Origin of the sequence: Streptomyces niger (assembly GCF_000718305.1) — a bacterium.
Lineage (GTDB): Bacteria > Actinomycetota > Actinomycetes > Streptomycetales > Streptomycetaceae > Streptomyces > Streptomyces niger.
Map to the genome: position 1 here is coordinate 160,087 of NZ_JOFQ01000013.1, position 12,790 is coordinate 172,876.

Sequence of the window (12,790 nt, forward strand, 5' to 3'; positions counted from 1 at the left end):
CGTCTACAGCACCCCCATGAGCGGTCCGCCGGGCAGCGGCACGCCCAGCAGGTTGTTGAACACGACGTAGGTCACCAGGGACAGGACGGCCGCGATGAGCGGGTCCCGGGTGAGGTTGCGGCTGCCCAGCGCGTACGCGGAGCCCCAGAAGAGCAGCGCGCCGGAGATGGGGAAGCCGAGCGGCCCTATGAGAACGGCGTTGGCCAGGAAGACACCGGCCAGGAGGGCGACGGTGCGCCAGTCGCCGGGCTCGGTGAGGTCGATGTCCTCGCCGCCCTCCGCTTCGCCGCGGCCGCCGCGCAGGACGTCGACGGCGAGGAGGACGGCGACGACCAGGAGGAGCACGCCGACGACGATCGGGACGGTGGTGGGCCCGATGGGGCCGCGCTGGGTGATGTCGGTGTCCATCGTGATCGCGTCGGTGAGCACGAGGACGCCGAGGACCAGGAGGATGAGGCAGACGCCCAGTTCGGAACGGCCCCGCAAGAGTGCGCGCAGGCCGCTGTCCCTCGGGGGCGCAGTGGGATCGGTACCTGTGGTGCTCACAGCCCCAGCTCCTTCAGTACGGTGTCGACGCGCCGGTCCTGGGCGGCGAGGAAGGTGCCGAACTTGTCGCCGGTCAGGAAGGCGTCGCTCCATCCGTTGCGCTTGAGTGCGTCCTTCCACTGCTGGGAGCCGTGCAGTTCGGTGAAGAGACGGGTCAGCTTCTCGCGTTCGACGTCGGTGAGCCCCGGGGGCGCCACGATGCCGCGCCAGTTGGTGAACTCGGTGTCGACGCCGGCTTCCTTGAGGGTGGGCGCGTCGAGGCCCTCGACGCGCTTCGGGCCGGTGACGGCCAGCAGGCGCAGTTCGCCGGACTTGATCTGGTCGAGGTACTCGCCGACGCCGGAGACCCCGAAGGCCACCTTGCCGCCCAGCACGGAGGCGAGCAGTTCGCCGCCCCCGTCGAAGGGCACGTAGTTGACGGACTTGGGGGTGATGCCGGCGGCCTTGGCCATGAGCATCGGCGCCAGGTGGTCGGGGCCGCCGGCCGAGGAGCCGCCGCCGACCGGCATCTTGCGCGGGTTCTTCTTCCAGTCGGCGAGGAGCTGTTCGAACGTCTTGTACTTGGAGTCCTTGGCGACGACCACGATGTCCGGCTCCTCGGTGAGCCGGGCGATGGGAGTCGTGTCACCGAGCCCGGAGGGCGCGTGGTTGGTGTGGACGGCGCCGACGACGCCGAGCCCCATGGACATCGCGAGCTTGCCGTTGCCGTGCTCGTTGACCATGCGGCTGAGGCCGACCGTGCCGCCGGCGCCGGGGAGGTTGAAGACCTCGACGTTGTGGTTGAGGCCGGCGTCCTCGATGCTCTTCGCCGCCGTGCGGGCGGTGATGTCGTAACCGCCGCCCGGCGTGTTGGGCACCATGAACTGCAGCCCCGGGATGCTGGTTCCGGTGTCGGTGCCGCTGCCCGATGTCAGCAGGGGCGGCCCGAGGAGGACGATCAGAACCGCCCCCAAGAGGGCGAGGGGTGTGCGCGCACGCACAGATGACACCACCCTTCTCTTGCGTGTGGCTTCGTGGCTCTGTGGGGGGGGGAGATCGTGGTGAGGGCACATGTTGCCCGGGGGTTAACTCCGCGTCTCGCTTCCGGTATTAAGGGTCGTTGTGAACGTTGTGGTCATGGAAGGGATCGTTCGATGACCAAGGTGCTGGTCGTCGACGACGACTTCATGGTGGCCAAGCTGCACAGCCACTACGTGAGTGCCACGGAGGGCTTCACGGTGGCCGGTGTGGCGCATACGGGTGCCGAGGCGCTGCGTGCGGCCGAGCGGCTCCGTCCCGACCTGCTCCTGCTGGACGTCTACCTGCCGGACATGGACGGCATCAGCGTGCTGCGGCGGCTGCGGTCCCTGAAGGGCGGCACGCACGCCGACGCGCTGTTCATCACTGCGGCGCGCGACGCACACGTCATACGGGATGCGCTGCGGGCCGGTGCGCTGCACTATCTCATCAAGCCGTTCGACCGTGCCTCCCTTCAGGAGCAGCTGCGGCACGTGGCCACGGTGCGCGCGCGTCTGGAGCGGCTGGGCGAGGCCAGCCAGGAGGACGTGGACCAGATCTTCGGTACCCGCCCGCGCGCCTCCAAAGGTCTGCCCAAGGGGCTCGCCGCGCATACGGCGGAGCTGATCGAGCGGACGCTGCGGCAGCACGGGGAGGGGCTCTCGGCGTCCGAGTGCGCGGCGGCGGGCGCGCTCTCCCGGGTGAGCGCGCGCCGCTACCTGGAGTACTTCACGGACACCGGGCAGGCGGAGGTCTCACTGCGTTACGGGGGCACGGGTCGCCCCGAACGCCGCTACCGATGGATTGCCTGATCCGCCGCCCGTCAGGTGCGCCGCTCGCCGTCGGGACTTAATCACCGCTGAGTGGTTCCTTAAGCCACCCCTAAAGATCGTCGAAGTGCTGCTGCGACGGGCGAATCCGCTGGTCGGCGCGGCTAGCGTGCTGCCCGCCGGGCGGAGTCGCCGCACGCCGGTGCCGCTTCCCGGGGGGGGACGGCACATGCGTACGACGGTGGCTCCGCCGCGCGCACCACCTCCCGTACGTCATGAAGGAGCCCCCCACGATGTCCGCTCTCCGCAAGGCCGCAGGGATCGCCCTCACCGGTATCGCCCCGCTCGCCCTCACCGTGTTCGCCGCGCACCCGGCGGCCGCCCACGGCTCGATGACGGACCCGGTGAGCCGGATCTCCGCGTGCTACGCCGAGGGGCCGGAGTCCCCGGACTCCGCCGCCTGCAAGGCAATGGTCGCGGCCGGCGGCGTGCAGGCCCTGTACGACTGGAACGGGGTACGGGACGGCGCGGCGGGCGGCCGGTCCAAGTCGCGCATACCGGACGGCAAGCTGTGCAGCGCGAACGGCGAGGAGTACAAGGGCCTGGACCTGGCGCGTGCCGACTGGCCGGCCAGTCCGATGGCGGCGGGCGCACACACCTTCCGGTACAAGGCGACCGCGCCGCACAAGGGGACGTTCGAGCTGTACCTCACGAAGGACAGCTACGACCCGAGCAAGCCGCTGAAGTGGTCGGACCTGGAGGACAAGCCGTTCGCGAAGGTCACCGACCCCAAGTTGACCAACGGTGACTACGTCTTCGAGGGCAAGGTGCCGACCCGCTCCGGCCGCCATCTGATCTACAGCATCTGGCAGCGTTCGGACAGCCCGGAGGCCTTCTACACCTGCTCGGACGTGGTCTTCGGCAAGGACAACGGCAGTTCGGGGACCGCGGCGGGGAACAGTACGGAGCCGCGCTCCGCGGACACGGCGGCGCCCGCCGCCACCGCGCCGACCGAGCAACAGCTCGCGGCCGGTGCGGATAAGTCGACGATGGACCACATGCACCACCGGAACGCGGACAAGGACGTGGACGGCGACGCACACAAGGACGCAGGCACTGCGCACTCGGGCGAGGACACGCACATGAGCACGGAGGGCGTGCGCCCCGCCGGTTCCTCGGGCAAGGAGGTGACCACGAAGCTGGCGGAGACCGGTGGTGACAGTTCGACCGGCCCGCTCGCGATCGGTGGTGCTGCCGTGCTGGCACTGGGCGCCTCGGTACTGTTCGCCGTCGCCCGCCGCAAGGCCGCCCGCAACGGCGGCTGAGGACCGGACGCCGACAACCCAACGGTGCGCTGCTCCACGAAGAGCAGCGCACCGCCGGTCGTACGTGTGCTGATATCCGACACCTGATACCAGCACGAGTCCCGGTACGCGTACCGGGACCGCGGTCAGCGTGACGAGCAGGTCGTCGGGGTCGCGTGGGCCGGGTCCAGAGCGTTGGCCGCCTCGTGGAAGGCGACGCGGTCGGCCAGGCCGATGACCAGGTGTTCGGCGAAGTCGGTCGGGCACAGGTCTTGGACCAGCACGTTCCGCACGTTCGGGCCGTTCAGGAACTGGCTCTTGTACGGCGTGACGACCTCGTCGTACTTGGTGGCGATGACCGTGTAGCGCACGCCGGGCACGGTGTCGCCGCCCTCGTTGAGGCGATTGAGGAAGTCCGAACCCACGATCTGGTCGCTGAGGCCCGGCGCCTGCGACTCGAGGTACTTCTTGGCGCCCGGGATCTGGTCGACGAGGCGGGTCAGTCCGTTCACGTCGGTGCCGTGGTTGTCGGGCGCGATGCCGACCAAGGCGTTCACCTTCGCCGCGCCGCCGAGGAATTTGAGGTAGTAGCGCGGCATCATGCCGCCCTGCGAGTGCCCCACGAGGTCGGCCTTCTCCGCGCCCGTCGCGGCCAGGACTCGATCGACGTACGCGGAGAGCTGTTCGGCCGACTTGTCGATCGGGCCGAGGCCGTGGAAGAGGGGGACGCCGGGCAGTTGGCCGTAGTCGAGGGAGAAGACGCAGTAGCCGCGGGCGATGAGATAGGGCGCCAGGGCGAGCCAGTTGTCCACGGAATTGCCGAGGGTGCCGTGGACGAGGACGACGGGGCGGGGGTGGGCGGCGGACGGCTTGCAGGAGTAGTCGTTCCAGCCGGCGGAGACGGTGGCGTTCGTCGCGGTGGCGGGTGTCGCAGTGGCGTCCGGCGGAGTGGCGGCTGCCGCTGCGGGAGTGGCCGCCGTGACGGCGCCGAGAGCGAGGGCGAGGGCGGAGACGGCGGTTGCCGCACGTCTCCAGGACGGCGCTCGGTGCGTGGACATGGTCATGCGATGCTCCTTGCGGGAGGTGAGGGGACTCCGAAGTGCTCGCCGAGTCATCACCTGCGATCCGGATCGCATGGCTCAACGCTGTGATTGGCCGTCAAGTTACGGCTGAGTAGGTCGAGGGGTCCAGTCGTGTGACAGTGAAGGTTGTGACACACGATTCTCACCGGACGTACGGGTTATCCACAGGCTCCGGCCGCTGTCGGCGGCTCGGCGTAGAGTCATTTCCATGACGCCCACAAACCGCGCGGGCCCGCTGTGGCGCACGGAGACCTGGCAGCCCCAAGCGCTCCCCTCCCGGGCCCGAATATGCAAGGCCCCGGAGGCCCCGAACCTCCCGCTCGAAGCCCTGGAGGCCCACTACGGCCCGCGGTACGCCGACCGCCTGTACGGCTGACCGTAGGTCTGACGGCCCCCGGCCCGCGCGGGAGCGGCCGACGCGGCGGCGGGACGGGCAGCGTGCGGACCGAAACGGGTACGGGCGCGGTCGACGGCGGCTTCGATGCGGCGGGCCTTGTCGTCCGCCGGGTCGAACGACAGCTGCCGAGCGGCGCGTTCGGCCCGGCAGAGGTCCTCGGCCCGCAGTGCCACCGCCCGGACACGCGCGCGTTGCAGACCGAGCGCGGCATGCAACGCGTAGGCGACCTCCGTCAGCGCGGGCCCGTGCGCGGTCGGCTCGGCCAACCGACGGGTGCGGGTCGTGGTGGAACGGTCGGCATAGCGAACGGTGAGCGTGAGCGCGCCCGCCACCTGACCGCCGCCGCGCATCCGGGAGCCGAGTTCGTCCGCGAGCGAGAGCAGCGCCCTACGACGCCGCGTCTCGTCCAGCTCGTCGTGGGCGAAGCGGTGCTCGGCAGCCATCGAGCGGGCCGGGGCGTTCGGGGTCACCGGCGACGGATCGATGCCGCGGGCCCGCTCGTACACCCGGCGACCGGCCTTCGCACCGAGGATGCGCTGCAGGGTGGCGGGCGGAGCCGCGGCGATCCGCCCGACACTGTCGAGCCCGTACGAGCACAGGGCACGGGCCGCCGCGGGACCGATGCCGTGCAGGGCGGCGGCGGGCCTGCGATCCAGAAAGGCCGCGACGCTCTCGGGATCACCGGGAACGACGCGGATCTCGCCGGGCGCCGCGTCCTGGGCGGCCATCCGGGCGAGCAGGGGGTTGCCGGCGATACCGATGGTGCATTCCACGTCGTACCAGGCCAGGGCGCGCAGTCGAAGCAACTCGGCAATGCCGGCGGCGTCTCGGCCGAAGTACCGCTGCGCACCGCGTACGTCGGCGAGCGCGGCATCGGGTGGCAGCGCCTCGACGACGGGGGTGAACTCCCCCAGCAGCGAGAGCAGCCGCTCGTACGTCTCCTCACCGAGAGGCGGGCCGGCCACCTTCCCACCCCCGCCACGGGGAGAGCGGGAGCCGGCGGCCGCTCCGGGAGTCGCGGTCGGGGCGGGTGGAGACGCCGGGCCAGCGGGAGTGTCCGGAGCAGGAGTAGAAGCAGCCGGACCAGTAGGGGTGTCCGGGGAGGGAGGGGTAGCCAGGTCGGCAGGGGCGGCCGGCGCAACAGAGGTGGCTGGAGCGGCAGGGATGGCTGGAGCGACCGGGCGGAACCGTACGTACAGGGCAGCGGCTCCGGACCGGGTACCCGGGACCGCTTGGGGCGGGGCGCCGGGGGTGTCCACCGGAGTGTTCATGGAGGAACCAGCAGAAGGAGGGGAAGGAGGTGAAGGGGATGAAGGGGGGAGGCGTCGGTAGGTGGTCATCCTGCGCTCCCTGGGCTGGCGTGCCAGAGCTTGCGGCCGGTGGCGGCGCGTTCGCCCGCGGGCTGGAGGTCGGCCCACGGATGCAGGGTGTAGCCGGTGGGCAGGCGGATGACCCGTTCGTCGTCCGGGGACGCGGAGTCGTCGGGCACTGCCGGGGCGCCTCCGGGGGTGGCCGGGGAACCTCCGGGGCCGGGGGTGGCCGAGGAGACGCCGGCCTCCGCGGCGGCATACAGCTCACGGTCGGCGGAGCCGCTCCGGCTGTGGGGGTGACCGGTGACGCGCGCACCGGGATCGGCCCCGGCGGCGGCATATGCCGAAGCGGGAGCTGGGGCCGGGGCGGGTGTGGGGGCCGGGGCAGACGTAGGGGCCGGGGCAGGCCCGGGGGTTGAGGCGTGGGTGGGGGGCGGGGGGAGGGCGGGGTGGGAGGCCAAGTGAGCCGTGACCGCCCCCAGCCCGCCCCGTGCCCGCAGTTCCGCCAGTTCCGCCAGGTTCCAGACCGCCGTGCCGACCACGCTGAGGCTGCGCGGGCCACGGCGCTGGACCGTGCCGCGTACCAGCAGCAGCCAGGAATGGAAGACGGTGTGGGCGCACGTTTCGTGGCTGTCGTCGAAGAAGGCGCAGTCGACCAGCCCCGTGCTGTCGTCGAGGGTGGTGAAGATGACCCGCCGCCCGGAGCGGATCGGCGGCGTCTGGGTGGCCGCCTTGGCCCCGGCGACCAGGACCGTGTCGCCGTGCTGGGCTTCGCGCAGCCGCTTGGCGGGGAGCACGCCCAGCTCGTTCAGGAACTGGAGGTGGTCCCCCATCAGGTGTCGGGAGGCGTCCATGCCCAGTACGCCCAGCTCGGCGCTGAGCCGTTCGGCGTCGCTGAGGTCCGGGAGTCCGGCCGGGGCCGATGCCGCCGCGGACAGCGGGAGTTGGGCGTCGGCCGGTGCGCCCCGCTGCTGGCGGTGCAGTTCGGCGATGTGCAGCAGCAGGTCGCGGCGGTTGGCTCCGAAGGAGTCCAGCGCGCCGACCCTGGCGAGGCGTTCGAGTACCGGGCGGCCGGGGTGGGCGCGGCGCCAGAGGTCCTGGAGGGAGGTGTAGGGGCGGCCGGCTGCGATGCGTTCGGCCTCCGTCTCGCTGATGCCGTGCACTTCGGAGAGCGCGAGGCGCAGTCCCCAGCGGTCGGCCGTGCCGGAGGCGGCCGCCGCGCGCTCCCCGGACGTGCGCGTTCCGGTGCGCATGGTGCGCGATTCGCCCCCGCGCGGCTCGACAAACGCTTCGCCGTACGGCGCGGCATGCGATTCAGCCCCACTTAGGCGAGATTCACCAGACACCAGTTCGATTCGGTAAGCGACGTCGGAGTGGTTCACGTCCAAGGGGAGGATCGGGACGCCGCGGCGGCGGGCGTCGGCGAGGAGGAGGCGTTTGGGGTACATGCCGGGGTCGTGGGTGAGCAGGCCGGCGTAGAACGCGGCCGGGTGGTGGGCCTTGAGCCAGGCGGACTGGTAGGTCGGTACGGCGAAGGCCACGGCGTGTGCCTTGCAGAAGCCGTACGAGCCGAACGCTTCGATGATCTCCCAGGTGCGGGTGGTGTCGTCGGCGGAGTAGCCGTGCCGGGCGGCCTGCTCCGCGAACCAGACGCGGATGCGGCCCTGCGACTCGGGGTCGGACAGGCCGCGGCGTACCCGGTCGGCTTCGTCCAGGCCGCAGCCGGTCATGCGGTCGATGATGCGGATGACCTGTTCGTGGAAGACCACGACTCCGTAGGTCTCGCGCAGGGCTTCTTCCAGGTCGGGGTGGGGGTAGCGGATGGGCCTGCGGCCGTGCCGGGATTCGATGAAGGGCCGGACCATGTCGGCGGCGACCGGTCCGGGGCGGAAGAGGGAGATGTCCACGACCAGGTCGTGGAAGGTGGCGGGTTGGAGCCGGCCGATCAGGTCGCGCTGGCCGGGGGACTCGATCTGGAAGCAGCCGAGGGTCTCGGTGGAGCGGATCAGGCCGTACGTGGCGGGGTCGCCGGGCGGTACCTGTGCCGGGTCGTCGAGGTCGGGTGCCGGGCGGCCGGTGGCGCGGCCGATCTCGGCGGTCGCGTGGGCCATCGCGGACTGCATCCGTACGCCGAGTACGTCGAGTTTGAGCAGGCCGAGGTCTTCGACGTCCTCCTTGTCGAACTGGGACATGGGGAAGCCCTCACCGCCGGTGGGGACGACGGGGGTGCGGGCGGTCAGAGTCGCGTCGGAGAGGAGGACGCCGCAGGGGTGCATGGCGGTGCCGCGGGGCAGTGCGTCCAGCCCTTCGACCAGGTCCCAGAACGGCGGGGGCGGCGGGTTGTCCCGTAGATCGCGAAGCTCCGGCAGTTCCTCCAGCGCCGCCCGCGCATCCCTCGCCCGGATGTGCGGGAAGGCCTTGGCGATGCGGTCGACTTCGGCGGGGTCCATGCCGAGGGCGGCGCCGACATCGCGTACGGCGTGGCGTACGCGGTAGGTCTCGGGCATGGCGACGGTGGCGACGCGTTCGGCGCCGAAGCGGTCGAAGATCGCGCGGTAGACCTCCAGGCGGCGCGCTGATTCCACGTCGATGTCGATGTCGGGGAGGACGGCGCGGCGCTTGGAGAGGAAGCGTTCCATGAGCAGGCCGTGTTCGACGGGGTCGGCGTGGGCGATGCCGAGGAGGTGGTTGACGAGGGAGCCGGCGCCGGAGCCGCGTGCGGTGACGCGGATGCCGAGGCGGCGGGTGTCCTCGACGACCTGGGCGACGGTGAGGAAGTAGGACGCGAAGCCGTGGTGGTCGATGATGTCCAGCTCGCGGTGGAGGCGTTCCCAGTACGTGCGGGCCGCCGGGCCGCGGTCGTAGCCGCGGCGGACCATGCCGGCGGCGCTGCGGGAGCGGAGTACGCGGGAGGCGGTGCGGTGCGCGGCGCCGACGAGGCGGGGCTCGGGGAAGTGGACGGTGCCGAGGCCGATGTCGTCCTGGGGGTCGACGAGGCAGGCGGCGGCGGTCTCTTCGGTCATGGTGAGCAGGCGGTGGGCGGTGTCGCGGCGGTGGCCGGCGGCTTCGGCTACGCGTTCGGCGGTGCGGGCCATGGCGTCGGCGTCCTTGAGCCAGCGTTCGCCGCTGTCCCGGGCTTCGGGGCGGTGGCGGTCGATGGGAACGAGGCGGCGGGCGGAGTCGAGGACGTCGGCGACGGGGCCCTGGCCGGGGTCGGCGTAGCGGACGGCGTTGCTGAGGACGGCGCGGACGCCCTGGTCGACGGCGAAGCCGAGGGTGCGGGCTGCGAGCCGGAGGGAGCCGGGGCCGGTGCCGGTGCGGCCGTGGTGGACGACTTCGAGGCGGAGTGCGTCGCCGTAGAGCTCGCGCCAGGGGGCGAGGAGGCGGGCGGCGCGGTCGGGGCGGCCTGCGGCCAGGGCGCGGCCGATGTCGGAGTCGGGTCCGAGGAGGACGAGGACGCCGTCGGTGGGGTCGCCGAGGCGGACCGCGGCTTCGTGGCTGCCGGCTGTGGCGGTGGTGCCGTCGGCCGTTGCGCCTTTTCCGGCGGCCGGGGCTCCCGCCGGGACTCCGGACAGGCCTCCCGTCAGAGCTCCGGACAGTCCTCCCGCCAAGACCCCGGAGGGACCTCCCGCCAAGACCCCGGAGGGACCTCCCGCCAAGGACCCGGACGGGGCTCCTGTCAGGTCTCCCGTCAGGGCTTCCCAGGGGAGGAGGGGGCGTTCGCGGTCGGTGGCGTGTGCGGCGGAGACCAGGCGGCAGAGGGTGGCCCAGCCGCGGGCGCCGTCGCGGGCGAGGAAGACGGCGCGGGGGGCCGATTCGTCGATGAAGGCTCCGCCGCGCACGGGGGTGCGGCGGCGTGCCGTGGGGGTGGGGTCCGGCAGGGGCGCGGCGATCGCCAGTTCGGTGCCGAACAGTGGGCGGATGCCTGCTTCGGCGGCGGCCTTGGCGAAGCGTACGGCGCCGGAGAGGGAGTCCCGGTCGGTGAGGGCGAGGGCGTCCATGCCGCGTTCGGCGGCGCGCTCGGCGAGCCGTTCGGGGTGCGAGGCGCCGTACCGCACGGAGAATCCCGATGCGGTGTGCAGGTGCGTGAACCGGGACATTCGCACCTCCTACCGCGTGAGCACCCCCTGACTTCCATTGCATCCCCCGTCTCACTCACACCATAACGCGTTCTTCGAACGTTCGTACGAACAGAGTCGTGCGCACCCTTCGCGCGCCTCCGCGCGACGCGCCGGGACGCACCCACCCGGCCATATATTTTCCTCCCAAAACGGAAGATAGGTGAGGAATCGCTACGAATACGAGGAGCGGCACATGGCCACAGCGGACGGCGGCACCGACAGCGGGGCCGGTACCGGAAGGGACGGCGACGGCACCCGTACGACCTTCACCGGAGAGCTGAGGGACGCGGTGTCGGCGCGGGCCGCACTGCTGATCATCGGGGTGCTGGCGCTGACGGCCGCGTTCATCGCCTCGTACGCGGGCGCGTTCCACTCCCCCAAGCCCCGGGACGTGGCCTTCGCCGTCGTCGCGCCCCCGCAGGCGCGTGGGCAGCTGGTCGTGAAGCTGGACCGGCTGGCGGGCTCGCCGCTCGACGCGCGGCCGGCCGGGTCCCGGGCCGAGGCCGTGCGGCAGATGAAGGACCGGGAGATCGACGGGGCGCTGGTGTACGACCCGCGCGGCAAGCAGGACGAGCTGCTGGTCGCCGGCGGCAGCGGCAGCGCGCTCTCCGACGCGGTCCAGAAGGTCCTCACCAAGGCGGAGCAGGCGGAGGGGCGGTCGGTCCGGACGTCCGACGTGGTCCCGGCGGACCCGCAGGACACCCGCGGGCTGTCGTCCTTCTACCTGGTGGTGGGGTGGTGCGTGGGCGGCTATCTGTGTGCCGCGATCCTCGCGATCAGCTATGGGGCCCGCCCCACCAACGGCCGGCGGGCCGTCATCCGGCTCGGTGCGCTGCTGCTCTACTCGGTGCTGGCGGGGCTCGCCGGGGCGCTCGTCATCGGCCCGGTGCTCGGGGCGCTGCCCGGCAGCGTGGTGGCGCTGTGGGGGCTGGGTGCGCTGATCGTGTTCGGGGTGGGCGCCACGACCTTCGCGTTCCAGGGCATCGCCGGGATCCTCGGCATCGGGCTGACCATTCTCGTGGTCGTGATCGGTGGCAATCCCAGTGCGGGCGGCGCGTACCCGTATCCGCTGCTGCCGCCCTTCTGGCACGCCATCGGGCCTGCGCTGCCGCCGGGCGCGGGCACCTGGGCGGCCCGTTCGATCGCGTACTTCGACGGGCGGGCGCTGACCGGGCCGCTGCTGGTGCTCGCGGCCTGGGCGGTGGTCGCCGCGGCCTTGACGCTGGTCTTCGCGGTGCTCTCGGTGGGCCGGGGCGCGGTCGACCGGAGCGAGGTGCGGCAGTAGGTATACGGGGAGGGGTGGGCCCGGCCAGCCCCGCCCCGGCCCGCCCCGGGACCGACCGCCGCCCCTGCCCGCGTACAGGCAGCGCCGCCGAGGCGGATCACATGTGCGTACCGCCGTCGATCCGCAGCTCGGTACCCGTGACGAAGGCGCCGTCGTCGGAGGCCAGCATCGCGATGACGCCCGCGACGGTCTCCGGGCCCGCGAAGCCCTCGCCGATGGCCGGCATCAGCTTCGTGAACAGGCTCATGTCGGCGTCCTCGGGCAGCCCCGGACCCCGGCCGGTCGTCATGCCGCTGGCGATGGAGCCGGGCGCGACGCACACCGCGCGCAGCCCCTGCTTGCCGTACTCGCCGGCGATGGCGTGGGTCATCGACTGGATGCCGCCCTTGCTCGCCGCGTACGCCGCCATGTACGGGTGCGCGAACGAGGCGGAGGTGGAGCTGAAGTTGACGATCACCGGCTTCTCGCCCTCGAGCAGGGCGGGCAGCGCCTCGCGGATCATCAGGAACGTGCCGGTCAGGTTGGTCGCGAGGAGCGTGTTCCAGAAGTCCAGCGTGGTCTTGTGGGTGTGCTCGGAGCGCAGGATACCGGCCGCGTTGACCAGCACGTCCAGGCCGCCCAGCGTCCCGACGGCGGACGCCACTCCCGCGATGACCGCGGCCTCGTCGGATATGTCCAGGACCGCGGTCGTGAGCCGGTCGGCCACGCCGTCGGCGGCGGCACGCTCGGCGGTGGCCTTCAGGCCTTCCGCGCTGACGTCCGCGGCCACGACCCGGCCGCCCTCCGCGAGGATCCGGTGCACGGTGGCCCGGCCGATGCCGGATCCGGCGCCGGTGATCAGTACGCGGCGGCCCTCGTAGCGGTTCATGGGGTTCTCCGTTCTCGTCGGTGCGGGGCTCTCCGTCGAGCCCCGGCGCCGACACCGTACGCCTAAGTGGCACAGTGTGCCAGCTCTGCGCGATGCGCCACATCGGCGTAC

9 protein-coding genes are annotated in these 12,790 nt (G+C 72.1%); 3 read left to right on the top strand and 6 right to left on the bottom strand.

Annotated features, from left to right (window positions below; genetic code table 11):
* Positions 1–3: 3 nt before the first annotated feature.
* The gene (locus IF20_RS24930; RefSeq protein WP_052867527.1) at positions 4–546 is read right to left on the bottom strand and encodes a tripartite tricarboxylate transporter TctB family protein; all 543 of its coding nucleotides are present in this window, start codon (positions 544–546) and stop codon (positions 4–6) included.
* Positions 543–1,526, bottom strand: coding sequence for a Bug family tripartite tricarboxylate transporter substrate binding protein (locus IF20_RS24935; RefSeq protein ID WP_052867529.1), 984 nt, complete (start codon positions 1,524–1,526; stop codon positions 543–545). The genes IF20_RS24930 and IF20_RS24935 overlap by 4 nt, the downstream gene beginning before the upstream one ends.
* 153 nt (positions 1,527–1,679) lie before the next feature.
* On the opposite strand from IF20_RS24935, the gene IF20_RS24940 reads away from it, so the two are divergent.
* Both IF20_RS24940 and IF20_RS24945 read left to right on the top strand, forming a co-directional pair.
* Complete coding sequence (locus tag IF20_RS24940) at positions 1,680–2,354, top strand: response regulator (RefSeq protein ID WP_052867530.1); 675 nt, start codon at positions 1,680–1,682, stop codon at positions 2,352–2,354.
* Positions 2,355–2,605: 251 nt separating this feature from the next.
* Entirely contained in the window at positions 2,606–3,637 is a 1,032-nt protein-coding gene (locus IF20_RS24945; RefSeq protein WP_052867532.1) for a lytic polysaccharide monooxygenase, read from the top strand.
* Between the two features lie 125 nt (positions 3,638–3,762).
* Here the strand turns inward: IF20_RS24945 and IF20_RS24950 are convergent, their stop codons facing one another.
* From IF20_RS24950 to IF20_RS24960, 3 genes are all read right to left on the bottom strand, one after another.
* The gene (locus tag IF20_RS24950) at positions 3,763–4,680 is read right to left on the bottom strand and encodes an esterase/lipase family protein (RefSeq protein ID WP_234426810.1); all 918 of its coding nucleotides are present in this window, start codon (positions 4,678–4,680) and stop codon (positions 3,763–3,765) included.
* Between the two features lie 357 nt (positions 4,681–5,037).
* Positions 5,038–6,060 (bottom strand): DNA polymerase Y family protein, encoded by a 1,023-nt coding sequence (locus IF20_RS24955; protein ID WP_052867534.1) that lies wholly within the window; start codon positions 6,058–6,060, stop codon positions 5,038–5,040.
* Between the two features lie 371 nt (positions 6,061–6,431).
* On the bottom strand, positions 6,432–10,505 hold the full coding sequence (locus IF20_RS24960) for a DNA polymerase III subunit alpha (protein ID WP_052867536.1): 4,074 nt from the start codon (positions 10,503–10,505) through the stop codon (positions 6,432–6,434).
* A 214-nt stretch (positions 10,506–10,719) separates the two neighbouring features.
* Between IF20_RS24960 and IF20_RS24965 the strand changes: the two genes are divergently transcribed.
* Positions 10,720–11,811: an ABC transporter permease gene (locus IF20_RS24965; RefSeq protein WP_052867537.1), complete on the top strand. Its 1,092-nt coding sequence runs from the start codon at positions 10,720–10,722 to the stop codon at positions 11,809–11,811.
* 97 nt (positions 11,812–11,908) lie between these two features.
* Here the strand turns inward: IF20_RS24965 and IF20_RS24970 are convergent, their stop codons facing one another.
* The gene (locus IF20_RS24970; RefSeq protein ID WP_052867538.1) at positions 11,909–12,679 is read right to left on the bottom strand and encodes an SDR family NAD(P)-dependent oxidoreductase; all 771 of its coding nucleotides are present in this window, start codon (positions 12,677–12,679) and stop codon (positions 11,909–11,911) included.
* Positions 12,680–12,790 lie beyond the last annotated feature (111 nt).